This window comes from Mesoflavibacter sp. CH_XMU1422-2 (assembly GCF_037029245.1).
In the GTDB taxonomy this organism is placed as follows: Bacteria; Bacteroidota; Bacteroidia; order Flavobacteriales; family Flavobacteriaceae; genus Mesoflavibacter; species Mesoflavibacter zeaxanthinifaciens.
Genome location: NZ_JAYMEE010000001.1, coordinates 54,076 through 79,009, shown reverse-complemented (window position 1 = coordinate 79,009; position 24,934 = coordinate 54,076). Strand labels below are relative to the sequence as shown.

23 protein-coding genes are annotated in these 24,934 nt (G+C 31.8%); 16 read left to right on the top strand and 7 right to left on the bottom strand.

All coding sequences use genetic code 11. The features are described from left to right. Positions 1-4 precede the first annotated feature (4 nt). The 7 genes from WA340_RS00385 (at position 5) to groL (ending at position 6,244) form a co-directional block, all read left to right on the top strand. Positions 5-1,000 (top strand): hypothetical protein, encoded by a 996-nt coding sequence (locus WA340_RS00385; protein WP_336126823.1) that lies wholly within the window; start codon positions 5-7, stop codon positions 998-1,000. A 25-nt stretch (positions 1,001-1,025) separates the two neighbouring features. Continuing rightward, entirely contained in the window at positions 1,026-2,285 is a 1,260-nt protein-coding gene (locus WA340_RS00380) for a sigma-54 interaction domain-containing protein (protein WP_304141828.1), read from the top strand. Between the two features lie 28 nt (positions 2,286-2,313). After that, the gene (locus tag WA340_RS00375) at positions 2,314-2,814 is read left to right on the top strand and encodes an LptE family protein (protein WP_336126822.1); all 501 of its coding nucleotides are present in this window, start codon (positions 2,314-2,316) and stop codon (positions 2,812-2,814) included. Positions 2,815-2,824: 10 nt separating this feature from the next. Beyond that, on the top strand, positions 2,825-3,745 hold the full coding sequence (locus tag WA340_RS00370; protein ID WP_336126821.1) for a hypothetical protein: 921 nt from the start codon (positions 2,825-2,827) through the stop codon (positions 3,743-3,745). Between the two features lie 12 nt (positions 3,746-3,757). Then, complete coding sequence (gene secG, locus WA340_RS00365; RefSeq protein WP_027880530.1) at positions 3,758-4,114, top strand: preprotein translocase subunit SecG; 357 nt, start codon at positions 3,758-3,760, stop codon at positions 4,112-4,114. Between the two features lie 140 nt (positions 4,115-4,254). Then, a complete protein-coding gene (locus WA340_RS00360) occupies positions 4,255-4,533 on the top strand; it encodes a co-chaperone GroES (protein ID WP_223076052.1) in 279 nt (92 codons plus the stop codon). A gap of 73 nt (positions 4,534-4,606) precedes the next feature. Beyond that, complete coding sequence (gene groL / locus WA340_RS00355) at positions 4,607-6,244, top strand: chaperonin GroEL (RefSeq protein WP_336126820.1); 1,638 nt, start codon at positions 4,607-4,609, stop codon at positions 6,242-6,244. 56 nt (positions 6,245-6,300) lie between these two features. On the opposite strand, the gene WA340_RS00350 is transcribed toward groL, so the two are convergent. Both WA340_RS00350 and xrtF read right to left on the bottom strand, forming a co-directional pair. After that, positions 6,301-6,729, bottom strand: coding sequence for an exosortase F system-associated membrane protein (locus WA340_RS00350; RefSeq protein WP_223076051.1), 429 nt, complete (start codon positions 6,727-6,729; stop codon positions 6,301-6,303). Beyond that, entirely contained in the window at positions 6,722-7,273 is a 552-nt protein-coding gene (xrtF, locus tag WA340_RS00345) for an exosortase family protein XrtF (RefSeq protein ID WP_027880526.1), read from the bottom strand. Before xrtF ends, WA340_RS00350 begins: the two co-directional genes overlap by 8 nt. A gap of 80 nt (positions 7,274-7,353) precedes the next feature. On the opposite strand from xrtF, the gene WA340_RS00340 reads away from it, so the two are divergent. The 7 genes from WA340_RS00340 to rodA all read left to right on the top strand — a co-directional run bounded on the left by WA340_RS00340 (position 7,354) and on the right by rodA (position 15,274). Beyond that, positions 7,354-7,809: a GAF domain-containing protein gene (locus WA340_RS00340; RefSeq protein WP_336126819.1), complete on the top strand. Its 456-nt coding sequence runs from the start codon at positions 7,354-7,356 to the stop codon at positions 7,807-7,809. A gap of 156 nt (positions 7,810-7,965) precedes the next feature. Next, complete coding sequence (gene purH / locus WA340_RS00335; protein WP_336126818.1) at positions 7,966-9,495, top strand: bifunctional phosphoribosylaminoimidazolecarboxamide formyltransferase/IMP cyclohydrolase; 1,530 nt, start codon at positions 7,966-7,968, stop codon at positions 9,493-9,495. A 226-nt stretch (positions 9,496-9,721) separates the two neighbouring features. Further along, entirely contained in the window at positions 9,722-10,750 is a 1,029-nt protein-coding gene (locus WA340_RS00330) for a rod shape-determining protein (protein ID WP_027880522.1), read from the top strand. Between the two features lie 12 nt (positions 10,751-10,762). Then, positions 10,763-11,575, top strand: a complete 813-nt coding sequence (gene mreC / locus WA340_RS00325; RefSeq protein ID WP_106676521.1) for a rod shape-determining protein MreC — start codon at positions 10,763-10,765, stop codon at positions 11,573-11,575. Then, the gene (locus tag WA340_RS00320; RefSeq protein WP_027880520.1) at positions 11,568-12,074 is read left to right on the top strand and encodes a hypothetical protein; all 507 of its coding nucleotides are present in this window, start codon (positions 11,568-11,570) and stop codon (positions 12,072-12,074) included. The genes mreC and WA340_RS00320 overlap by 8 nt, the downstream gene beginning before the upstream one ends. Then, positions 12,071-13,996, top strand: coding sequence for a penicillin-binding protein 2 (mrdA, locus tag WA340_RS00315; RefSeq protein ID WP_027880519.1), 1,926 nt, complete (start codon positions 12,071-12,073; stop codon positions 13,994-13,996). Before WA340_RS00320 ends, mrdA begins: the two co-directional genes overlap by 4 nt. Further along, on the top strand, positions 13,997-15,274 hold the full coding sequence (gene rodA, locus WA340_RS00310) for a rod shape-determining protein RodA (protein ID WP_336126817.1): 1,278 nt from the start codon (positions 13,997-13,999) through the stop codon (positions 15,272-15,274). Positions 15,275-15,326: 52 nt separating this feature from the next. Here the strand turns inward: rodA and WA340_RS00305 are convergent, their stop codons facing one another. Further along, positions 15,327-18,062, bottom strand: coding sequence for a TonB-dependent receptor (locus WA340_RS00305; protein WP_336126816.1), 2,736 nt, complete (start codon positions 18,060-18,062; stop codon positions 15,327-15,329). A 32-nt stretch (positions 18,063-18,094) separates the two neighbouring features. Then, the gene (locus WA340_RS00300) at positions 18,095-19,009 is read right to left on the bottom strand and encodes a GLPGLI family protein (protein WP_336126815.1); all 915 of its coding nucleotides are present in this window, start codon (positions 19,007-19,009) and stop codon (positions 18,095-18,097) included. A 157-nt stretch (positions 19,010-19,166) separates the two neighbouring features. Here WA340_RS00300 and WA340_RS00295 point away from each other — a divergent pair, with 157 nt between their 5' ends. Both WA340_RS00295 and WA340_RS00290 read left to right on the top strand, forming a co-directional pair. After that, positions 19,167-19,946: a hypothetical protein gene (locus WA340_RS00295; protein ID WP_336126813.1), complete on the top strand. Its 780-nt coding sequence runs from the start codon at positions 19,167-19,169 to the stop codon at positions 19,944-19,946. Between the two features lie 2 nt (positions 19,947-19,948). After that, entirely contained in the window at positions 19,949-20,563 is a 615-nt protein-coding gene (locus WA340_RS00290; protein ID WP_027880514.1) for a deoxynucleoside kinase, read from the top strand. A gap of 96 nt (positions 20,564-20,659) precedes the next feature. Here WA340_RS00290 and WA340_RS00285 read toward each other — a convergent pair whose 3' ends face one another. The 3 genes from WA340_RS00285 to WA340_RS00275 form a co-directional block, all read right to left on the bottom strand. Next, positions 20,660-21,661, bottom strand: coding sequence for an App1 family protein (locus tag WA340_RS00285; RefSeq protein ID WP_027880513.1), 1,002 nt, complete (start codon positions 21,659-21,661; stop codon positions 20,660-20,662). 75 nt (positions 21,662-21,736) lie between these two features. Beyond that, positions 21,737-24,190 (bottom strand): sodium-translocating pyrophosphatase, encoded by a 2,454-nt coding sequence (locus tag WA340_RS00280; RefSeq protein ID WP_336126809.1) that lies wholly within the window; start codon positions 24,188-24,190, stop codon positions 21,737-21,739. A gap of 145 nt (positions 24,191-24,335) precedes the next feature. Further along, positions 24,336-24,863 carry an inorganic diphosphatase gene (locus WA340_RS00275; protein ID WP_027880511.1) on the bottom strand — a complete coding sequence of 176 codons (528 nt, stop codon included), beginning with the start codon at positions 24,861-24,863 and terminating at the stop codon, positions 24,336-24,338. Positions 24,864-24,934: the final 71 nt, after the last annotated feature.

Sequence of the window (24,934 nt, the reverse complement as noted above, 5' to 3'; positions counted from 1 at the left end):
AAATATGAAAAAACTACTTTTAATTCTTATATCTTTAAGCCTATTTACTGCTTGCGAAAATGAACCTTTAGATAATGGGTTTACAGATTTTGACAACAACCAAAACAACGGTAATAATAATAATAATAATAATAATAATAATAATAATAATGGCAACAACGGTAACAATAGCAATAGTGATGATTTAACACTATCTGTTTACGAGCTAGATATTGATTTATCACTTTCATTTTTTGGATTTCCTATAAACACAATTACTAATAGTGATATTAATATTTCTAACGATATTATAGTTTCTAGCTCTATAGAGTTATCTACAAATAACAGTCCATTTGTAACCGAAAACCAAACTATTACTAGAAATGCTAATGGGCAAGTAATAAGCGATATTAGCGTAAATGAATCTGGTCAAAATACAAACGAATATTTTGTTACTTACAGCGGTAATAACATTTCTCAAATAGAATACAATTATTATGATTACGAAGACCCAAGCTACAACGAAAACCATGTTTATAATTACGCTTACAACGGTAACGTTATTACAAGAACAGAAGTAGGTTCTTCAATAACTGTAGAGTTTACATTAAACAATAATGACCAATTAATAAGAAAAGAAGCTTTTGAAAACGGAGCTTCAATACTAGCAGAAGATATAACTTATAACAGCGAAGGTAACATTATAAATAGCGTAAGCTCTGGAGAAAGCAACAATAGTGCTACTTACGCTTATGATAATTTTGAAAACCCTTTAAAAGTAGTTTATGACGAAAGTTATCTACTAAACTTTTTAGCAGACGATTATTCTGATGAAATTGGAGGGCTAATTGCTCAATTCCATTCTACAAAAAACTGGAATAGTGTTACTGTAGACGGAACAACATTTAATTTTGACTTACAATACAACTCAGCAAACAGAATTCAGTCTAGAGAAATTTCTTATAACTACGGACCTGAATTTTCAATTTCAATAAACGAAAATTTCAATTATTTAAATTAAACCAATCGCTTAAATTCCTCTTCATATGGAATCCATTCAATCAATAAAACAACGTTTCGGGATTATAGGTAATAGCGCAGGCTTAAACCGTGCTATAGAAAAAGCTATACAAGTAGCACCAACAGATATTTCTGTACTAGTCACCGGAGAAAGTGGTGTTGGTAAAGAAAGTATTCCTAAAATAATACATCAATTATCACATCGTAAACACGGTAAATATATTGCTGTAAACTGCGGTGCAATACCAGAAGGCACAATAGATAGCGAACTTTTTGGTCACGAAAAAGGCGCTTTTACAGGTGCAACACAAACACGTAGTGGTTATTTTGAAGTCGCAGATGGTGGTACAATTTTTTTAGATGAAGTTGGCGAGTTACCACTTACTACACAAGTGCGTCTATTGCGTGTTTTAGAAAATGGCGAGTTTATTAAAGTAGGTTCTAGCAAAGTACAAAAAACCAATGTACGTATCGTTGCTGCAACCAACGTTAATATGTTTGAAGCTATAAAAAAAGAAAAGTTTAGAGAAGACCTATATTATCGTTTAAGTACTGTAGATATTCACCTACCTCCGTTAAGAGATAGACAAGAAGACATTCATATTTTATTTAGGAAATTTGCTAGCGACTTTGCATTAAAATATAAAATGCCAACTGTTAAGCTAACAGATGATGCTGTAAATATGCTACTAAGATATCGCTGGAGCGGAAACATTAGACAACTACGCAACGTAGCAGAACAAATCTCGGTCTTAGAACAAAATCGGACTATTAATGCGCAAACGTTACAAACTTATTTACCATCTGGAGCTAGCAATCTACCAGCTGTAGTCAATGCTTCTAAATCTGAAAGTGATTTTAGTAGCGAAAGAGAAATATTATATAAAGTTCTTTTTGACATGAAAGCCGATTTAAATGACTTAAAGAAGCTTACCATGGAGTTAATGAAAAACGGTAACGCAAAAGAAGTACAAAAAGATAACGAAGGACTTATACAAAAAATCTATGGTAAAAATGAAAGCGATGCCGAGTTTGAAGAACAAGTACATGATTTAGAAATTTTATCAATTCCTGAGTCATCAGAAAGCAAAATATCAAGTGCTGAAGACAAATATCATTTTGCTGAAGAAATTGAAGAAGAAGAAACACTATCACTTCAAGACAAAGAATTAGAGTTAATCAAAAAATCTTTAGAGCGTCACAACGGTAAACGTAAACTTGCTGCAGAAGAATTAGGTATAAGCGAGCGTACATTATATAGAAAGATTAAGCAATACGATTTGTAAAAAAGCGTTACTTTCAAAAAAAATTAAGATGAAACTATACAAAAATATATTAGTTGCTATTTTACCACTACTCTTTTTTGGTTGTGGCATATACTCGTTTACGGGTATCGAAACTAACGCAAAAACCTTTCAAGTTAATTACTTTCAGAATAATGCCAACCTTATAGAACCAGGATTGGATAGAGATTTTACATTAGCTTTACAGAATCAAATTCAAAATTTAAGCAGTCTTAGTTTAGTAAACTCTAACGGAGATTTAGTTTACGAAGGAGAAATTACACAGTATCGTATATCTCCAACAACAGCAACTGCAAACAGTACAGCTGCACAAAACCGATTAACTATAGGTGTTAATGTTAGATTTTACAACAAATTGAACGAAGAAGAAAATTTTGAAAAAAGCTTTTCTTTCTTCTACGATTATACAGGTAGCGAATTATTAAGTGGATCAACAAAAGATACAGCATTTGAAGAAATTTTTCAGCGTTTAACACAAGATATCATCAACGCCTCATTAGCCAATTGGTAAAAATATAACTATGACCACTAAAGACTTTATACAAATCTTACAACAACCGCAAACCGTTAGCCAAGAGCAAACCAATGCATTAAGTAGTATTATAGAAGAGTTTCCGTATTTTCAATCAGCAAGAGCAGTATACTTAAAAGGATTAAAAAACAAAGAAAGTTTTAAGTACAACCAAGCTTTAAAACAAACAGCAGCGTACACAACAGACAGAAGCATCTTGTTTGATTTTATAACTTCAGAAAGTTTTAATCAAAACGAAATTTCAGATTATATCAAACAAAATACGGCTTACATTAACAATTTAGATGTAACTGCAGAAGACATTTCGGTTAATAAAAGCGTGACTTTTGATGACGATTTAGACACTCATATAAAAGCCACAAAAGAAATTATTAATCCAGAATTATTTCAACCTAAAATCGAAATTAAAGAAATAGCAGAGTTTAATAAAGATGAAGTTGAAACAGAAGACCAAAAAGAAAAAACACCAGAAAAAGTTTTAAATATAGGTAAACCGTTAGAATTTGATAAAACTGAAACACATAGTTTTAACGAATGGCTTAAACTAACCAGTTTTAATCCTATTGAAAGAAATGAAGACACTTTTATAGAAGAAGAAACTAATAATACTTCAGAATCTGAATCTGAACAAGAATCAGACAGAGACAAAAAATTTGAGTTAATAGATAAGTTTATAGCAAGCAACCCTAAATTAGAACCTGCTAAAACTAGTGACAAAAAACAAAACCTTGCTAAAGATCGGATGATACAACCAGAAGCGTTAATGACCGAAACTTTGGCAAGAATTTATGTAGAACAAAAAAATTACAAGAAGGCAATTCAATCTTATAAAATTTTAAGTTTGAAATATCCAGAAAAAAGTGGTTTCTTTGCAGACCAAATTAAAGCAATAGAACAATTACAAGAATAAAATTATAATATAATGAATACATTTTTAATCTTCTTAATACTAATCATAGCAGTAGCTTTCTTTTTAGTAGTTGTAATTATGGTACAAAATCCAAAAGGCGGCGGATTATCTTCTTCTTTTGGTGGTGGCGGCACACAACAATTAGGTGGTGTTAAGAAAACTACAGACTTTTTAGACAAAAGTACTTGGACATTAGCAATTGCGTTATTAGTGTTAATATTAACATCTAGTTTAGCAATACCTAGACAAGGTGTTACTTCAGATTCTAAAATTTTAGAAAATGATAATATAGAGTTACCTGCACCAGCAGAAACACCTGCAACAGATAACACATCTACTCCAGCAGATACAACTACAATAGGACAATAGTTATCACTATAAAAAATATTAAAAATGCCAACTTTTACAGTTGGCATTTTTTGTTTTCTGCAAGTTTGTCAGTCCTATGTCATTGGCACATTTTTGGCTTAATGCTAAACATCAAACTTAATAATCTAAAAAAATATACAATGAGTAAACTAAACATTAAACCACTTGCAGATCGTGTTCTTGTAGAACCGCTTCCTGCCGAAACACAAACAGCGTCTGGTTTATACATTCCAGATACAGCACAAGAAAAGCAACACAAAGGAACTGTAGTTGCAGTTGGTAACGGTAAAAAAGACGAACCTTTAACCGTTAAAGTTGGTGATACTGTACTTTACGGTAAATACTCTGGTTCTGAAATTAAATTAGACGGTAAGGACTATTTAATGATGCGTGAAGAAGATATCATGGCAATTATTTAAGATTATTCTAAGCCTAAATTAAGATTTAGAACATTCATTATTAACAATTCCAAAAACATTAAATTAAATAAAAATGGCAAAAGATATAAAATTTGATATTGAAGCTCGCGACGGATTAAAACGTGGTGTAGACGCTTTAGCAAATGCAGTAAAAGTAACATTAGGACCAAAAGGTAGAAACGTAACTATCAGTCGTTCTTTTGGCGCACCAGTAGTAACTAAAGACGGTGTTAGTGTAGCTAAAGAAGTAGAATTAGAAGACGCTCTAGAAAATATGGGCGCACAAATGGTAAAAGAAGTTGCTTCAAAAACCAACGATCTTGCTGGTGATGGTACAACTACTGCTACCGTTTTAGCACAAGCAATTGTAAAAGAAGGATTAAAAAACGTAGCTGCTGGTGCCAACCCAATGGACTTAAAGCGAGGTATCGATAAAGCTGTAGAAGCTATCGTAACCGATTTAGGTAAGCAAGCTAAAGAAGTTGGAGATTCTTCAGAAAAAATTAAGCAAGTAGCTTCAATCTCTGCAAATAACGATGATGTTATTGGAGATTTAATAGCTAAAGCATTTAGCAAAGTAGGTAAAGAAGGTGTAATTACTGTAGAAGAAGCAAAAGGAACAGATACATATGTAGACGTTGTAGAAGGTATGCAGTTTGACAGAGGTTATTTATCGCCTTACTTCGTTACTGATAGCGAAAAAATGATTACCGATTTAGAGAATCCTTACATTTTATTATACGATAAAAAAGTGTCTACAATGAAGGATTTATTACCAGTTTTAGAGCCTGTTGCTCAATCTGGTAAACCTTTATTAATCATCGCAGAAGATGTAGATGGAGAAGCTTTAGCCACTTTAGTAGTAAATAAATTGCGTGGTTCTTTAAAAATTGCTGCTGTAAAAGCACCTGGATTTGGAGATCGTCGTAAAGCTATGTTAGAAGATATTGCAATCTTAACTGGCGGTACTGTTGTAAGTGAAGAAAGAGGTTACACTCTAGAAAACACAACTCTTGATATGTTAGGTACTGCAGAACGTGTTACAATTGATAAAGACAATACAACTATTGTAAACGGTTCTGGTGATAAAGACTTAATCAAAAACAGAGTTAATCAAATAAAAGCACAGATTGAAACAACAACTAGCGACTATGATAAAGAAAAACTGCAAGAGCGTTTAGCTAAATTAGCTGGTGGTGTTGCTGTACTTTATGTTGGTGCTGCTAGTGAAGTAGAAATGAAAGAAAAGAAAGACCGTGTAGATGATGCTTTACATGCAACTCGTGCAGCTGTAGAAGAAGGTATTGTTGCTGGTGGTGGTGTTGCTTTAGTTAGAGCAAAATCTGTTTTAGAAAAATTAACTACAGATAACTTAGACGAAACTACAGGTATTCAAATTGTAGCTAGAGCTATCGAAGCGCCTTTAAGAACCATTGTTGAAAACGCTGGCGGAGAAGGTAGCGTTGTAGTAGCAAAAGTAATTGAAGGTAAAAAAGACTTTGGTTATGATGCAAAATCTGAAGCTTACGTAGATATGCTTAAAGCTGGTATTATAGATCCTAAAAAAGTAACTCGTGTAGCATTAGAAAATGCAGCTTCTGTTTCTGGAATGATCTTAACTACCGAATGTGCTTTAGTAGACATTAAAGAAGATAATCCATCTGGAGGAATGCCTGCAGGAATGGGCGGAGGCATGCCAGGAATGATGTAGTAAATATCATCAAATAAATAATACTGAGAAACCACTTCAAAATTGAAGTGGTTTTTTTATGTCTTTAACCGTTGATAATAATAAGCAGGCAACAATAATAACAATATTAAAGGCTGAATTAAAAAGCGCCTAATATTAAAAAACACGTAGTAATCTTCTTGTTTTGGATTTAAAACAAAGTACAAGAAAAGTGTAATTAAAATGACATAAGAAATCGAATAAACTAATACCGAAAACTTCACAACACTTTTATCTTTAAAAAACAGATATAAAATACCTAAAGAAATAATGGTGTTAATCCCATATCGCAATGTTGTAAAAGCTACCAATTTTGCAACTTCGCGTCTTGGCGAGTCCAAATACAAATAGTCATTTTGAAAAAACACCAAGTACGGATCATAAAACAATTCGTTTTCAAAAAAACGCACTAAAGCTAATAAGCAAAACAGCAAACCTATCCATATATATTTAGCGTATTTACCCATTAGTTTTCTTGATTTTAGAAAAACGATTCACCCAAAACATCCATAATAAAAATACCATTCCGTAAATTATTCCTGGAAAAATCACAGAGTGTAAAATTTCTTTTCGCCAAGGATAATGATACAATCCAATTGCTAAAATTACTATTCTAAAAAGATTAACTGTATAAATTAAAACACTACCTGACAAAATATAAAAAAAGGTGGTTTTTGGTTTACCTGCAAAAGCTACAACAAAAGCAATAAATAAAATTATAACACTTGTACCGTTACAACCTTCTATTACTCTTGCAACATATTTTTCATTAACTAAAAGTTTCATTGAAGGCTCGTCAGGATGTGGCAAAACTTGACTATCGTACCCAAAACTATCTAATAAAATTTCAGATTGGTTAGCAACCAAATTTGTCACGTAATCAGGATAATAAATCGTTCCTTTAGACAGCTCTAGATATTGACTATAAACAAAACTTAGCACACCATAAACCAATAAAAAAGTGATTATAAATTTAATAACAGACTTGTATTGTAATAATAAAGATTTCAAATGCGTAAATAGAAAAAAAATAGTTTTATAAATGTGGAAATTACACCTTTTTAAATACTTTTACCAAAAATTTTATGAAAATGAGTTTTGATACACTAAAACCTCAAGTTGAAGCTATAATTGCTAATTCTTCTTTATCTAAAGACGAAAAACTTTTAAACATCTGTAAACTTCTAGAAACCAATATAGAATATTATAATTGGGTTGGATTTTACTTTAAAAACGGTGATAAAAACGAACTTAAATTAGGTCCTTATGTTGGCGAACCAACAGATCATACAATCATCCCTTTTGGTAAAGGTATTTGTGGTCAAGTTGCAGTAAGTAACAAAAATTTTGTCGTTCCGGATGTTTCTGCACAAGACAACTATATCGCATGTAGCATTACTGTAAAAGCCGAAATTGTAATTCCTATTTTTGTTAACGGAGAAAACATTGGTCAAATAGATATAGATTCTAACACTCCAGATCCGTTTACAGAAGCAGACGAACGTTTTTTAGAATTTGTTTGCCAAAAAGCAGCATCAATATTATAAAACGTAACAAATCAACAACTTACAAAAAGCAACTATTTCTTATAGTTGCTTTTTTTATGTTAACAACTTATATTTTTTAGTTAAAAAAACTATCACAAACAAAGTTGAAAAAAACTTGAAATTCATTACATTTGATGGCTTATTAACACAACTATAATGAGCAACAAAACAATTAAATCTGCATTAATTTCAGTATTTAGCAAAGATGGTTTAGAGCCAATTGTTAAAGAACTTGACAAACAAGGTGTATCCATCTATTCTACTGGTGGTACAGAAAAATTCATTAAAGATTTAGGCATTAACGTCATTCCTGTAGAAGATGTAACATCTTACCCTTCTATTTTAGGTGGTCGCGTTAAAACATTACATCCAAAAGTATTTGGTGGTATTTTAAATCGTCAAAATCATGATGGTGATGTTAAAGAGATGAAAGACTTTGACATACCACAAATAGATGTTGTAATCGTAGACCTTTATCCGTTTGAAAAAACGGTAGCTTCTGGCGCATCAAACCAAGATATTATTGAAAAAATTGATATTGGAGGTATTTCTTTAATACGTGCTGCTGCAAAAAATTATGCAGATGTTATTTGTGTATCTTCTGTAGATGATTATGCTGAATTTTTAGAGCTAATCACAGATAAAAAAGGAAATTTAAGCGAAGACGATCGTAAGCGTTTTGCTGCAAAAGCTTTTAATGTATCATCGCATTACGATTCGGCAATCTTCAATTATTTCAATACCACTGAAAATATTCCTGCTTACAAATTAAGTGAAACTAAAGGTCAAGTTTTAAGATATGGCGAAAATCCTCATCAAGACGGTTTCTTCTTTGGTGATTTTGACGCTATGTTTACAAAATTACACGGTAAAGAATTAAGCTACAACAACCTTTTAGATGTCGATGCTGCTGTAAATTTAATAAACGAATTTAAAGGCGAAGCGCCAACTTTTGCAATATTAAAACATAATAATGCTTGTGGTTTTGCACAACGTAGCACCATAAAACAAGCTTATGCAGATGCATTAGCAGGCGATCCTGTTTCTGCTTTTGGAGGTATTTTAATTTCTAATGTTGAAATTGATGCAGACACTGCAGCAGATATTCATAATTTATTCTGTGAAGTTGTAATTGCACCTTCATTTTCTGATGAAGCTTTAGAGATTTTAAAAGGAAAGAAAAACCGTATTCTTTTAATCTTAAAAGACACACCGCTTTCTGCTAAAACTGTAAGAACATGTTTAAACGGTGTTTTAGTACAAGATAAAGATAATAAGACTGATGTTGTAGAAGATTTTACTTATGCAACAAACACAAAACCAACAGATGCCGAAATTGAAGATTTAATCTTTGCTTCAAAGATTTGTAAACACACAAAATCTAACACTATTGTTTTAGTAAAAGACAAGCAACTTTGTGCTAGCGGAACAGGTCAAACAAGTCGTGTAGATGCTTTAAATCAAGCTATACATAAAGCAACATCTTTCAATTTTGACTTAAAAGGAAGTGTTATGGCAAGTGATGCTTTTTTTCCATTTCCTGATTGTGTAGAAATCGCAGGAAACGCTGGAATAACAAGTGTTATTCAACCTGGTGGATCTATAAAAGATCAATTAAGTATTGATTATTGTAATGATAATAATATTTCAATGGTCATGACTGGGACACGTCATTTTAAACACTAATTTCTATTTAAAATATATTTAAAAGCTTCAGTTAAACACTGAAGCTTTTTTTATGCAAAAATTTTCAACTTCAATAAAATAAAACATAAAAAAATCTGTTACTTGAAAAGGAATTTATATCTTAATAAAATTAAGTAGCAAGTAAATTATTAAATTCACAATAATTTCAGCATTTTTCTTACTTTTACACCATCATATACTAATAGCAAATAATTACACGTAGCGCATGGGTTTTTTTGACTTTTTAACTGAAGAAATCGCAATAGATTTAGGAACAGCAAACACACTTATTATTCATAACGATAAGGTTGTGGTTGATGCGCCTTCCATAGTTGCCAGAGATAGAGTTTCTGGAAAAATCATTGCAGTTGGTCAAGAAGCTAACATGATGCAAGGTAAAACGCATGAAAATATCAAAACTATTAGACCTCTAAAAGACGGTGTAATTGCAGATTTTGATGCGTCAGAGCAAATGATTAGTATGTTTATTAAAAACATACCTGCGTTAAAGAAAAAGCTATTTACACCTGCCTTAACAATGGTTATTTGTATTCCTTCAGGAATTACTGAAGTTGAAATGCGCGCCGTAAAAGAAAGTGCAGAACGTGTTAACGGTAAAGAAGTATACCTAATCCACGAGCCTATGGCTGCAGCAATTGGTATTGGTGTAGATATTATGCAACCTAAAGGGAACATGATTGTTGACATAGGTGGAGGAACAACAGAAATTGCAGTTATTGCTCTTGGTGGTATTGTTTGTGATAAATCTGTGAAGATTGCAGGAGACGTTTTTACAAACGATATTATATACTACATGCGTACACAACACAACCTTTATGTTGGAGAGCGTACTGCTGAAAAAATTAAAATCCAAATTGGCGCTGCTACCGAAGATTTAGATTTACCACCAGAGGACATGAGTGTTCAAGGTAGAGATTTATTAACAGGTAAACCAAAACAGGTACAAATATCGTATAGAGAAATAGCAAAGGCATTAGACAAGTCTATTTTGCGTATTGAAGATGCGGTAATGGAAACATTATCTCAAACACCTCCAGAATTAGCTGCAGATATTTACAATACAGGTATTTACTTAGCTGGTGGAGGATCTATGTTACGTGGTTTAGACAAGCGTCTTTCTCAAAAAACAGATTTACCTGTTTACATTGCAGAAGACCCATTACGTGCTGTAGTTAGAGGAACAGGTATTACGCTAAAAAACATAGGTAGATTTAAAGGCGTATTGATCAAGTAGGATAAAAACACTATGCAACAAATTGTAAATTTCATTTTAAGAAACAAATCGTTTTTGTTTTTCTTGTTGCTACTGTCTATCTCGGTTTCACTTACAATTCAATCACATTCTTATCACAGAAGTAAGTTTATAAATTCTGCTAATTTTTTTACTGGAGGACTTTATAATACTAGCAACTCAATTTCTAGTTATTTTAACTTAGAAGAAGAAAACCAAAAACTTAATAAAGAAAACGCTAGACTTAACACATTAATTGGTAATACTAAAAAGGAAAGTATTAGCTATATAGACACTACAACTTTTGAAAACACTTTTAAGTTTACACCTGCTAGAATAATTAAAAACAGCTACTCTAAGCAACAAAATGTTTTATTAATTAATAAAGGCAAAAAAGATAGTATAAAAGACGACTTAGCTGTTATTGACAATAATAAGATTATAGGTATTACAGCCAATTACAACTCAAAATACGCTACTGTTATTTCAATATTAAATACAACAAGTCGTATTAGTGCACAACTTAAAAAAACTAATCATTTTGGGACTTTAAGTTGGAACGGAAAGTCTCCAAAAATTGTACAATTAACAGATATTCAAAAAAACGCTCCAGTTAAAATTGGAGATACTATTATAACTTCTGGTAGATCGTCAATTTTTCCAAAAGGAATACTTATTGGCTCTATCAAAGATTTTAAACTAGATATTACAGAGAATTATTACGAAATAAACGTTTCATTGTTTAATGACATGACCAATTTAGAGCATGTTATGGTTATAGAAAACAAAGACAAATCATTAATTGAAGATTTATTAAACAATGAATAATTTATTATCTATACATACATTAAGGTTTTTACTGCTAATAGTTTTTCAAGTATTACTTTTTAATCATATTGATTTTTTAGGCTACGTAAACCCATACATTTACATACTTTTTATTGCATTATACCCTGTAAAAAACAATCGTATGTTGTTTTTATTTTTAAGTTTTTTACTAGGGTTAATTATAGATTTTTTCATGGATTCTGGCGGTATAAATGCAACAGCTTCTTTAATTATAGCCTTTATCAGACCTGCTGTATTAAAGTTTAGCTTTGGTGCAGTATACGAACACAATGTGTTAAAATTTAACAACACTAATTTTATTCAAAAACTGGCTTACTTTAGCATCTTGATAGTTATTCATCATTTCTTTTACTTTTTGATGGAATTTTTTAACATTTCTAAAATAATTTTAATCTTAAAAAACACGTTATTATCCAGCATTTTTACTATACTACTTAGTATTTTAATAACTACTATTTTTAGCAAAAAAACTAAATGAGAAAATATATACTTTTCTTTTTTGTAATTATTGTTGGTATCATATTTATAGGCAGATTGTTATACTTGCAAGTATTTAACAGTCATGCCCAAAGTATTTATGATGACAATGCAATTAGAACAGTTTTTAATTATCCTAAACGAGGTTTTGTTTACGACAGAAATGGTAAACTTTTAGTATCAAACCAACCATCTTATGATGTCATGGTTATTCCTAGAGATGTCAAACCTTTAGATACTTTAGAGTTTTGTTCACTTTTAAAAATCAACAAAGAACAGTTTTTAAATAAATATAATAAAGCTAGGCATTACTCACCAAGACTACCTTCTGTTTTTGTTTCTCATTTAGCAAAAGAAGATTACGCTATCCTTCAAGAAAAAATGAGAAAATACAAAGGGTTTTATATTCAAAAAAGATCCTTAAGAAAATACGAAACCAATATTGGCGCAAATGTTTTAGGAGACATAGGAGAAGTCAATAGCAGAGATATAGCAAAAGACAATTACTACCATAGTGGAGATTTAATAGGTAAGCAAGGTGTAGAAGCTTCTTATGAAAACATATTACGCGGACAAAAAGGGATTAAGTTTATCCAAAAAGATATCCATAATCAAGATATAGGACCTTATAAAAACGGTAAATATGACACGCTACCAAGAGCTGGTAAAGACATAAAAATTACAATTGATGCAGATTTACAAGCTTATGGAGAGTTACTAATGACCAATAAACGTGGTGGAGTAATAGCTATAGAACCAAAAACAGGAGAAATCTTAGCAATGGTTTCTGCTCCTACTTACAACCCAAATAGTTTAGTTGGAAGAAATAGAAGCAAAAACTTTACAAAACTATTTAACGACTCTATTGCAAAACCGTTATTTAACAGAAGCTTGCAAGGTGTTTACGAGCCAGGTTCACCGTTTAAATTAATGAATGCTCTTATTGCTTTAGAAGAAAACGTTATGTCCCCTAATGAAAAAGTAACGTGTTATCACGGTATTAAATACGGTAACCGTTTTATGGGATGTCACTGTCCTTCTGGTAAAAGAAATGATATGATTGAAGGTATTGAAGAGTCTTGTAATGCTTATTTTTTAACAGCTTATAGACGCATATTAGATAAATATGAAAACGCATCTGTTGGTATTGACAAATGGAGTAAGCATGTAAAAAGCTTTGGCTTAGGCAACTACTTAAATAACGATCTTTTTGTTGGTCAAAAAGGACGAATTCCGGATAGAGAATACTATAGCTATCAATATCCAAAAACCTTCTACTCTACTTATACTGTGTCTAATGCAATTGGACAAGGTGAAGTTGCTACAACACCTATACAATTGGCAAATATGACTGCCGCAATAGCTAACAGAGGTTTTTATTTTACACCACACATTATTAAATCTATAGAAGGAGACACTATTCCTGAAAGTTTTAAAACACCAAAATACACTTCTATAAGCAAAGAAAATTTTGAACCAGTAATTGAAGGTATGCACCAAGTTTACAAAACAGGTACTGCAAGTAGCCTTAAAATAAAAGATATTGAAATCTGCGGAAAAACTGGTACAGTAGAAAATTTTACTAGAATAGATAGTGTAAGAACACAGCTTACTGACCATTCTATTTTTGTTGCATTTGCACCAAAAGACGACCCAAAAATTGCAATTGCTGTTTTTGTTGAAAATGGATATTGGGGAAGCAGATTTGCAGGAAAAGTTGCTAGCTTAATGATTGAAAAACATTTAAAGGGCGAAATCACAAGAACAGATTTAGAAGATTGGCTACTTTCACACAGTCTTGAAAACGAATACGCAAAACCTTATTCTGGTAAACCGTTTAAAATTAATGGTCAAACTGAGTTACAAGTCATTCCGCCAGAAGAATTTAATAAACTAAAACAAAAGTTAAATCAGCTTAACTAAATGCTAAGAGAAACAGACAGATATTTTAAATTTGATTGGCTAACCATAATACTATTTTTTTTATTAGTAGGGTTTGGATGGGTTAATATACTATCTGCATCACATTCAGGCGATGCTATAGAACTTTTTAATTTTAGTCATTCTTACAGTAAACAATTAATATTTATTGGTTTATCTGTAGTTTTAATTATCTTTATTTTGTCTTTAGAAGCTAAATTTTACGAACGGTTTTCTAGTATTTTTTACCTCATCTCAATAGTTTCTTTAGTTGGTTTATTCATCTTTGGTAAAAATATTAACGGAGCTACTTCTTGGTACGCAATAGGATCTATGACCCTTCAACCAAGTGAGTTTGCTAAAACAGCTACTGCACTTGCTGTTGCAAAATATTTAAGCGATTTAAACACAGATATTAAAAGTTTTTCGGATCAATTAAAACTTTTTGGCATTATTGTGTTACCTGCTCTATTAATTTTACTTCAAAAAGATGCAGGTAGTACTTTGGTGTATAGTGCTTTCTTCTTTGTTTTATATAGAGAAGGTTTACCTCAAATCTATTTAGTTATTGCGGTTTTAGTAGTTTTACTTTCTATTTCTGCATTAAAATTTGGACTAATAATTACTTTATTAGTTACTGCTTTTATTGTGCTAACTCATCATTTCACCAGAAAAAAGAGACCATCATTTTTTCAACCTTTAATGGTCATTTTAATATCCGGAGCTCTAGCATTTACTGTAAGGTTTATTTATCAAAACTTTTTACCAGTCCATCAAAAAGACCGTATTACAATTTGGTTAAGCTTAGAAAAAGACCCTGTTAAATTGAAGCAAATGAAACAAACCATAGCTTACAATTTAAACGAATCTGAAAAAGCTATAAGTAATGGTGGTTTTGCTGGAAGAGGTTTTTTACAAGGTACACGTACTACAGGAAATTTTGTACCAGAACAACATACAGATTACATTTTTACAACCGTTGGTGAAGAATGGGGATTTATTGGCAGCACACTTACTGTTATTGTATTTGTATTGCTAATCATAAGGGTTATTATTCTTGCAGAACGCCAAAAAAATCAATTTAGCCGCATGTATGGTTATGCGGTTGCTAGTATTTTATTTATACACTTTAATATTAATATTGGCATGGTCATGGGATTAATCCCAACCATTGGCATACCACTTCCGTTTTTTAGTTATGGTGGCTCTGGTCTTTGGGGATTTACTATTTTACTATTCATTTTTATTAAATTAGATTCTAATAGAATTAATGAGTGGTAATAAAAAAAAGCGCCTTTTTCAAAGCGCTTTTTTATTGGACTAAAATTCAATACTATAAATTATATATAACTCTTAGTGTTAAAAATCTTGGCTGTATGTAGTACTGACTTGTACTTACAGAAAATGTTCCGTTGCTTGTTTGGTTTCTTGTAGCTGTATCTAACAAGTTTGTTGCTTTAAGCTCATATTCCCATTTACTATCATTTGTTTTACGATACGCTAAAGAGGCATTCCATAAATCAAAAGAGTTTATAGTTTCATCTTCATTTCTTAAGTTACTGTATGTATAGTCTGTTTTAAAAGTTAGTTTTTTGAAGATTAACGCATCAAATTCAATAGTTGGTGCATTGGTATAAAACTTAGTTCTTGTATTACCTTGATCGCTATCTTGAATGCTGTAACGGTAGCTTACTTCAAAATTAGGCGCTTCTAAAAAATTAGAACGGATACTTGCTGTATAAGTTTGATTATAATTTTCGTTAACCGAAACAATATCGTTAATTAACTGGTTAAATTTTGTGTAGGCAAAACTACCTCTTACACTACCTTGTAGCTTACCAAATCGTCTTTGAAAACGTCCGCTTGCTGTAAAAGATTCGTCTTCAAAACCTGAGTTAAAAGGTGTACTACTTCTAATTACAGAACCGTCTTGAAACACCGATCTTGTCCTAATATTATCAATACTTTTTGTGTAATTTAAAAAGGCAAACACGTTAGTATAATTAAACATATTAAAGCTGAAATAACTTAAATTTAAATTATGTGATAATGCACTTTCTAAATCAGGATTTCCAATAAAAGTTGAATTGTAATTATTTAAAACTAATCCTCTAGCAAACTGATTAACATCTGTAAATTGGGTTTGCATTCTATAATTAAAACTTAAATTTTCTGATTGTTTAAGCTGAACTCGAACATTTAAATCTGGTAATAATCTGAAAAAGTTATCTTTTGTTTCTTCTCCAAATTGCGTATTAATTGCGCTATAAGCATGAGCCGAAACACCAGGACTAATAGTAAACTTACCTGTTTTCCAACGGTAATGTAATCCTAAATACACATCGCTAAATGTGTAATCTGTATCATTTACATCGGTTACACCTGCTATTGGAGTTGTATCTAAATCACTTCCGTTATCTAACACTTGGAAGATATTAGAATTAAACTGCTGCTTACTGTAAATTGTACCAATAGTAAAATTAATATCGCTCTTCTTATTAAGAATGTTCCAGTAATCTAATTTTACATCTAACTGATTAGATTTTACTCGCTTCTCTTGATTTACATCGTATAAATTTTGATCTGTATTTAAGCCTAAAGCAAATGCAGTATTATCAAAAGCATCATTATCTGCATCTGCATTGTTTGTAGGGTCATTCTCTAAAACCGCTTTATAAAAAGGATCTTCATCTTGTATTAAATGTTGTGCAGATAATGCAAAAATATTATTCTCGTCATGCGTGTAGTAGTAGTTTAAATTCTGATTAATACTGTATGGATTTGAGTTTTGGTTTTCGTCAATGCCACCAACTACAGAAGATAATACTACTTGATCTTGAGACTCTTTAGATGTACGTCCAACAATATCATAATCTAGTTGATTATTAGTGTTAGGTTTGTATTTAGCACTTAATTTAATCATTCCTAAATCACTTTTTTGATGTGTGTTTGTCTCTGTTTGTTCATTAGGAATATTTAAACTTTGGTCTGTATAAATTACATTTTGGTTTTCTTGTAAGTCTATACGGCTACTAGAAAAAATACCAAAACCACTTAAGTCTAAAGTCTTTTTAGGTGAAAAGCTGAAGTTTGCTGCACCAAACTTTGTATTAATATCTTTAGCTTGATTATTTTGTAGTTGAAGGAAACTTAGATTATTATTTCCTAAACTTATATTTGTACCACTTTGCTGACTTGGCATTTGGAAACCACCAGAAAAGTTAAAGATATCACGACGTGTTAAAGCTAATTCGCCAACATTATTTAAATCGCCAATAAAGTTGATGCTTTTTTCTGGACTGTAATAAAATAATTTAGGTTGTGCCAGGTATAAAGTTTTGTCTGGAGAGCCACCAATACCGCCAGTAATTGTACCAAACCAAAAGTTTTTCTTTCCTTCTTTTAACTTAATATTTATGGCAATATTATCTTGGTTATTAGTTACACCACTTAATTGACCAACTTCTGAATAGTTTTTTAAGACCTGAACTTTATCTACCGCATTTGCAGGAATATTTTTAGTTGCTAATTTAGAATCGCCATCAAAAAAATCTTTACCATCTACCATGACTTTCCCAACAGCTTTACCTTCTACTTCAATTTCACCTTCATCATTAACCTCAACACCTGGAAGCTTTTCTAAAACGTCACCAAGTTTTCTTTCGGTTCCGTTTTTAAAAGAATCTGCGTTATAAACTATGGTATCGCCACTAATGGTTACAGGCATTTCATAGGTTAATTCAACTTCATCTAAACTATCATCAAAAGACATTGTAAAGTCTTTTTCTAAATTTGCTTCTTTAGTTTCTACAGTCTCTGATAAAGATTGCATACCGATATAGCTCACGGTAATTGTATAGGTAGAATTTTCTTCTAAATTTAACTTGAAACGACCTTTATCGTTGGTAATCCCATAAGAATCTAAATTTTTAGTTGCTTGGTTTATAGCTACTACGTTGGCTAACTCTAAACCAACACCTGTACTATCTTTTACTACACCTTGAAACGTGACTTGAGCAAAAGATGTACTTGCTAATAAGATTATTAGCAGTTTTATTACGTTTTTCATTATTTGATTTTTGATTAGTTAAAAGAAATGGACTAGTGTCTTCCGCCGCCACCTCTAGCTCTTCTGGCTCTAAACATTTCACGCATTTCTTCCATTTTCTTTTTTACAATCTCTTGATACTCTTCTCTACCAACTTCTTTACCTTTGGTTGGTTTTTTAATTTCCTTTTTATTTTCAGGATTTAAAGTGATTTTAGTACAAAGAATAGTTGTTCTTCCAGAGTTGATTTCTAAAATCAATCCTGGTAATCCCCAATATTCTCCAGGTCCAGCGCTTACAGGTACTTGCATAGTATACCATGCTGTAATCTCTATTTCTTCAGGGATTTCTATCTCATCAAACGGATCTTTAAATTCTTCTTTTTTTGTGCTATCCTTTTGTACTTCTGCATCCTCTTTTTCATCATCTTTTTTCTTGTCTTCATCTTTATTTTTACGGCGCATATTTGTCCAATCTGCAGCATCTACCTTTTTTACAGCTGTTGCTTTAAAACACATGTATTGACCAATTTGTTTGGTTTCGCCTGTCATTTTCCATTCGTATTTTGGTAAACTATCGTTAATTAAAAATTGCTTACCAAAAAACTCTTGATCCTGCAAGTACTCGTTTGTTTTTACATTTTTGTAAACTGGACCACTACTTCCCATTCCGCCCATCATACGCATTCCTCCTTGTGCTGGCGACTCTAAAGCTTCGTCTTCTTTATACATCGATTCTGTTTTGTTAAACGTAAGTATGAAGGTTTTTTCTAGCATAGATTTCATACGCTCCATAATCATTTTCTTACGTTCTGGACTAAGCTCTCTGCCTCCAAAGTTATCTAAATCTACTGTCGTTTTTGACATGTAAACTGCTTCTCCTTGAAAATCGTTTTGAGCATGTAAACCAAAAGCAATCAACATAATAAAGCTTGCTGCTAAGGCTTTTAGGGTAGTTTTTAAATTCATTTTAAAAATTTTAAGTATTAAATTTTAATCTTTTATTTGACTTTGAAATTAACTAATAGTTTAATTGTTAAATGTTAATTATTTACTAATAAAAAATTAGTAGCAAAATTGCTGATTTTGTTACAAATATTGTTTGAAATTTGTACATTGTATCTTAATGAAACAGCTTTTGATTTTACTTGCTTTTATTAGCTCTTCTTGTTTTGCTCAAGAAGAAATCACTACTACTCTTATTGAAAAAAAGTCTCTAAAAGCCGATTGGCTAGTTGGCATAGATAATTTTGAAGCAACCTACTTTATAAAAAACAACACCTTTAAAAAAGCAACTAGCAAAGACACAATAAACTATAGTAACTTTCAATTAGGTCAAATTACTAGCGCTAACGCTTTTAACTCTTTAAAGATTAATTTGTTTTATGCGGATTTTAATACGGTTATTATTCTTGACAACCGTCTAGCTGAAGTCGCTAAAATAGATTTTAATTCAGCTGAAAACTATAAAAACATTACCCATGTCACTACTGGTTTTGACAATACTATTTGGATTTACAATCAAGACTTTCAGTATTTAGAATTATTTGATTTTCAAACTAAAAAAACACGATACAAAACTATACCTGTAAGCTCTAAAGTTTTAGACCTAACTAGTAATTACAATTACTGTTGGTTACTAACAGATAATTTTTTATACTGCTACAACTACTTTGGTAGCTTAGTTTACAAAATACCAAACACTGGTTTTACAAAACTTCAAGCCACTAAAGAAAACTTAATCATAAAAACCAATGATGGGTTAATCTATTACAACTCAAAAGACCAAACACAAAAAAAAATTAAAACTTCAAATATGTTAATAAAACAGTTTTTTGTAACCAATCAAATCCTGTATATTTACACCCTTAATTTTTTATCTAAATTTCAACTTAAAACCGACTAATTATGCACGTTGCTGTAGCAGGAAATATAGGCGCAGGTAAAACTACGCTAACCAAATTATTAGCTAAACACTTTAACTGGGAAGCTCAATTAGAAGATGTTGTAGACAACCCATATTTAGACGATTTTTATAACCAAATGGAACGTTGGAGTTTTAACCTACAAGTTTATTTTTTAAATAGTCGTTTTAGACAAGTCACCCAAATAAACGAAAGTGGTAAAGACATTATACAAGACCGTACCATTTACGAAGATGCACATATTTTTGCACCTAACCTTCATGCTATGGGACTAATGACAAATCGTGATTATGAAAATTACAAATCACTTTTTGATCTTATGCAATCTTTTGTACCAGGTCCAGACTTATTGATATATTTACGTAGTTCTATTCAAAATTTAGTAGCTCAAATCCACAAAAGAGGTCGTGATTATGAAAACTCTATAAGCATCGATTATTTAAGCCGACTTAATGAGCGTTACGAAGCTTGGATACATAATTATGACAAAGGAAACTTATTAATAATTGACGTAGATAATTTAGATTTTGTTGCAAATCCTGAAGACTTAGGTAATATCATTAATAAAATAGACGCGCAAATTAACGGATTATTTTAGATTTTTTTTGGCGTTACCCTAAAGGGTCAGGCTTTACGTTACAAATCCTCGCTCATGCTTCGCTGTGGGTTTTTCACTTCAATCCTTAACGCGGGTTTACTTAATAATACCTAAACCTTTAGCATGCGCAATAGCTTCTTTGCTGTTGTCTACTAACATAACAGGAATACTGTAATCTGCTAATAGTTTTTTAACACGCTGCATTTTCTGTTTATGTAATACACTACGTAAATAAACAACTTTAATACGGTTAGGAAAACTATTGACTAACTCTAAATAAATATCTGGATCATGCTCACTACTATCTCCAATTAATACAAAAGGTAGATTAGGATAGGTATTTAAAATATTAGTAATTTCTAGTTGTTTTTGTGGCTTGCAAGTAGATGTTTTCTTTTTAAAAATAGTTCTAAAACTACGAAGCAATATTGGTCCTTTAGGAAAGTTGTTAGTTTTTAAAAAAAACTCTAAATATCTGTATAAATTCCATGGACTATGACTTACATAAAATATAGGATTAGCCTTTTTACCAGTTGTACCACGATGTAAAAGATGATAAAACTCTGCTGCGCCTTCTAAAGGCATCCTACTTTGTACATGTTTTAAAAAGGTATTAAAAATAACACGCCATTTTAAAAATGAAGCTACTCCGGTATGAATAATCGTATCATCAATGTCGCTTATTACACCAAAATCTGCATCTTTAGCAGGTATTAGCATTTCACCTTTAAAACGGTTTTCTTTTTGAATGGTACGCTTTATGTTAGGTTCATCGTAAGAAAGCTCAAAATTTAACCAACCTTCTTCATTAACTAGATGTTTTAAATCTTCATTACTAACATCTATTTTATAGTATCCATCTTTATCGGTTTTTGTATAATAAACCCTGTTGTCTGGTAAGGTTATCTTTAGTTTGGTATTTTTAATTTCGTCGGTTTCAAAACGCTTCCAAGTATTAAGGATAAGATTCCACAAGCTTTTTTCTTCTAAATTAATAGTTTCGTCTTCTAAAGCGCGACCACGTATATAGAAATGGTTTTGTGTACCATAACTTAAAAATGAAATTATTTGTAACGGATCTTTTTTAAACCAGCTCATATTAGATTCAAATATAACACAAAAAAAACCTGCTAAAAACAATAGCAGGTCTTTAATTTTATAATACTTAAAGTATTAAGCTTGAGGTAATTTTTTAATCTCTTCTTTTGTAACTTCTATTTGCTTATTCACTTTTTTGTTATTGCTGTCTTTAGCATTTTCTAAAGCATTAATTTTTGCATTAACTTCTTCTTCTGTTCCTGTAAAAACGTGCTTTTTCACAAAAGATTCTCCGTCACTAACTGTTGTTGATGTTACGTTTGCAGTTACAGTTCCGTCATTATTTTTTTCCATAATAACCTTTACTTTAACTTCTTTTTTATTACTATTATTTACTATAACCTCAACATCTTTATTCATTGCCATACCTTCTTCCGCATCGTGATTCCCTAGGATTGGAGCTATTACTAATCCTACTAGACAGGTTAACTTAATTAAAATATTCATAGATGGTCCTGATGTATCTTTAAATGGGTCTCCGACAGTATCTCCGGTAACTGCTGCTTTATGCGCTTCACTACCTTTATACTCCATTTTTCCATCTATTTCAACACCTGCTTCAAAAGATTTTTTAGCATTATCCCATGCGCCACCAGCATTGTTTTGGAAAATTGCCCACATAACACCAGACACACATACACCAGCCATATAACCTCCTAAAGGTTCGGCTCCAAAAATTAACCCTATAATTATCGGAGTGATAATTGTGATTAATCCTGGTAAAATCATTTCTTTTAATGCTGCTTTAGTAGAAATATCTACACATTTTGCATATTCTGGCGTACCAGTTCCTTCCATAATTCCAGGAATTTCTTTAAACTGACGACGTACTTCTTGCACCATTTCCATTGCTGCTTTACCTACAGATTGCATAGCTAATGCAGAGAAAATGACAGGAATCATACCTCCAACAAATAACATTGCTAACACATCTGCCTTAAAAATGTTAATACCATCAATACCTGTAAAAGTTACATAAGCAGCAAATAATGCTAACGCTGTTAAGGCTGCAGATGCTATTGCAAACCCTTTACCTACTGCTGCAGTTGTATTACCAACTGAATCTAAAATATCTGTACGTTCTCTTACGTGTGGCTCTAGTTCGCTCATTTCTGCTACTCCACCAGCGTTATCTGCAATTGGTCCAAACGCATCTATTGCTAATTGCATTGCTGTTGTTGCCATCATTGCAGAAGCTGCTAATGCAACACCATAAAATCCTGCTAATGCATACGACCCATAAATTGCTGCTGCAAATAAAATTACAGATAAGAAAGTAGATTTCATTCCTACCGCTAAACCTGCAATAATATTTGTTGCCGCTCCTGTAGAACTATTTTTTACGATATCTAAAACTGGTTTTTTACCTAAACTTGTGTAATGTGCTGTTACCATAGAGATTAATGCGCCTACTGCTAATCCAATCATAGCTGCATAAAAGACATGTCTTGACGGAATAGCTTTTACACCTTCCCCAAAGAAGCTCATTTGTATTGTTTCTGGTAACATCCAACGAATTAAGAACCAACTTGCAGCAAGTGTAATACCTATCGATACCCAGTTTCCTACATCTAGTGCTTTTTGAACTTGAGACTCTTTAGCTTCATTTGAAGAAATTCTAACTAAAAACGTCCCTATTATTGAAGCTAAAATACCAACACCAGCTATGACTATTGGTAGTAAGATTGGTCCCATACCATTAAAAGATTCTAATACTGTACCAGCATCTGCCATATCTTTTATGATATAGTTACCTAATACCATTGCAGCTAATACTGTTGCGACGTAGCTACCGAATAAATCTGCTCCCATACCGGCAACATCACCAACATTATCTCCTACGTTATCTGCAATTGTTGCTGGATTACGCGGATCGTCTTCTGGTATACCTGCTTCTACTTTTCCAACTAAATCGGCACCAACATCTGCAGCTTTAGTATAGATACCACCACCAACACGAGCAAAAAGTGCGATAGATTCTGCTCCTAAAGAAAAACCAGCTAAGGTTTCTAAAACGATAGTCATATTTTTATAAAAAGAACCTTCATTACCCATAAATTGTCCTAAGAACAATAAGAATAACAAACTAAGCCCTAAAACTGCTAAACTAGCAACTCCTAATCCCATTACTGTTCCACCACCAAAAGACACTTTTAACGCTTGTGGTAAACTTGTTTTTGCAGCTTCGGCAGTACGTGCGTTAGCGTCTGTAGCAATTCTCATTCCTATATTTCCTGCTAAAGCAGAAAAAACAGCTCCGATAATAAATGCAGGAATAATCATCCAACTAGTTGTTGATACAACTTGAGATATTCCAAATAATGCAATTGAAGCAATGACTACAAATATTGCTAATAATCTGTATTCTGCATTTAGAAATGCTAAAGCTCCTTCTTTTATAGCTTTAGAGATACCTTGCATTTTCTCGTTTCCAGCAGCTTGTTTTTTTACCCAAGCCATTTTAACGAACATAAAAACAAGTCCGAGAATTGCCAATGCTATTGGCAAATAAATCATGTTTGATTCCATATTTATTTTGATTTGTTAGTGTTAATTATCGTAAATGTAACAAAATGGAATCTAATACAAAAACCCTTACAATCAATATGTAAGGGTTTTGAATATTTAAAATGTTTATAAAATCTCCGTTTTAAGCGGGTATAATTTTCTTAGCTTAGATTAAGAAATCGCCGTTTGCTTTATGCTCGCTGTTTTCGTATCTATCTACGCATTTGCTTACAATTTCGTAAGCTTCTTTTGCATCTCCCCAACTTCCTACATCTACTTTCTTTTTTTCTAAATCTTTGTATACTTGGAAAAAGTGAGTAATTTCATCTAAACGGTGAGGATTAATATCTGATATATCATTTTTAGAATTCCAAATTGGATCAGATACTGGTACACAAACTATTTTTTCGTCTGGACCTTTTTCATCTGCCATATGGAATACTCCGATTGGTTTTACCTCTACAACACACATTGGAAACGTAGGCTCATGACCTAAAATTAATACGTCTAATGGGTCACCATCTAAAGCTAATGTTTGTGGTATAAATCCGTAATCTCCTGGATACATCATCGAAGAGAATAGCATACGGTCAAAACGTATTTTTTTTAAATCAAAGTCATATTCATATTTGTTTCTGCTTCCTTTAGGAATTTCTACTAAAGCATCAAATGTTGTTTCTCCTTTTGGGCTCATCTTAATTATTTTATACGCTAATAGCGTTATTTATTTATTAACTATCTAAAAATAAGGGATGCAAAAGTAAG

What these genes read in the sequence shown, in the direction of transcription:
- WA340_RS00385 (WP_336126823.1), top strand. Translation starts at nt 5, where the DNA reads ATGAAAAAACTACTTTTAATTCTTATATCTTTAAGCCTATTTACTGCT.
- WA340_RS00380 (WP_304141828.1), top strand. Translation starts at nt 1,026, where the DNA reads ATGGAATCCATTCAATCAATAAAACAACGTTTCGGGATTATAGGTAAT.
- WA340_RS00375 (WP_336126822.1), top strand. Translation starts at nt 2,314, where the DNA reads ATGAAACTATACAAAAATATATTAGTTGCTATTTTACCACTACTCTTT.
- WA340_RS00370 (WP_336126821.1), top strand. Translation starts at nt 2,825, where the DNA reads ATGACCACTAAAGACTTTATACAAATCTTACAACAACCGCAAACCGTT.
- secG (WP_027880530.1), top strand. Translation starts at nt 3,758, where the DNA reads ATGAATACATTTTTAATCTTCTTAATACTAATCATAGCAGTAGCTTTC.
- WA340_RS00360 (WP_223076052.1), top strand. Translation starts at nt 4,255, where the DNA reads ATGAGTAAACTAAACATTAAACCACTTGCAGATCGTGTTCTTGTAGAA.
- groL (WP_336126820.1), top strand. Translation starts at nt 4,607, where the DNA reads ATGGCAAAAGATATAAAATTTGATATTGAAGCTCGCGACGGATTAAAA.
- WA340_RS00350 (WP_223076051.1), bottom strand. Translation starts at nt 6,729, where the DNA reads ATGGGTAAATACGCTAAATATATATGGATAGGTTTGCTGTTTTGCTTA.
- WA340_RS00340 (WP_336126819.1), top strand. Translation starts at nt 7,354, where the DNA reads ATGAGTTTTGATACACTAAAACCTCAAGTTGAAGCTATAATTGCTAAT.
- purH (WP_336126818.1), top strand. Translation starts at nt 7,966, where the DNA reads ATGAGCAACAAAACAATTAAATCTGCATTAATTTCAGTATTTAGCAAA.
- WA340_RS00330 (WP_027880522.1), top strand. Translation starts at nt 9,722, where the DNA reads ATGGGTTTTTTTGACTTTTTAACTGAAGAAATCGCAATAGATTTAGGA.
- mreC (WP_106676521.1), top strand. Translation starts at nt 10,763, where the DNA reads ATGCAACAAATTGTAAATTTCATTTTAAGAAACAAATCGTTTTTGTTT.
- WA340_RS00320 (WP_027880520.1), top strand. Translation starts at nt 11,568, where the DNA reads ATGAATAATTTATTATCTATACATACATTAAGGTTTTTACTGCTAATA.
- mrdA (WP_027880519.1), top strand. Translation starts at nt 12,071, where the DNA reads ATGAGAAAATATATACTTTTCTTTTTTGTAATTATTGTTGGTATCATA.
- rodA (WP_336126817.1), top strand. Translation starts at nt 13,997, where the DNA reads ATGCTAAGAGAAACAGACAGATATTTTAAATTTGATTGGCTAACCATA.
- WA340_RS00305 (WP_336126816.1), bottom strand. Translation starts at nt 18,062, where the DNA reads ATGAAAAACGTAATAAAACTGCTAATAATCTTATTAGCAAGTACATCT.
- WA340_RS00300 (WP_336126815.1), bottom strand. Translation starts at nt 19,009, where the DNA reads ATGAATTTAAAAACTACCCTAAAAGCCTTAGCAGCAAGCTTTATTATG.
- WA340_RS00295 (WP_336126813.1), top strand. Translation starts at nt 19,167, where the DNA reads ATGAAACAGCTTTTGATTTTACTTGCTTTTATTAGCTCTTCTTGTTTT.
- WA340_RS00290 (WP_027880514.1), top strand. Translation starts at nt 19,949, where the DNA reads ATGCACGTTGCTGTAGCAGGAAATATAGGCGCAGGTAAAACTACGCTA.
- WA340_RS00285 (WP_027880513.1), bottom strand. Translation starts at nt 21,661, where the DNA reads ATGAGCTGGTTTAAAAAAGATCCGTTACAAATAATTTCATTTTTAAGT.
- WA340_RS00280 (WP_336126809.1), bottom strand. Translation starts at nt 24,190, where the DNA reads ATGGAATCAAACATGATTTATTTGCCAATAGCATTGGCAATTCTCGGA.
- WA340_RS00275 (WP_027880511.1), bottom strand. Translation starts at nt 24,863, where the DNA reads ATGAGCCCAAAAGGAGAAACAACATTTGATGCTTTAGTAGAAATTCCT.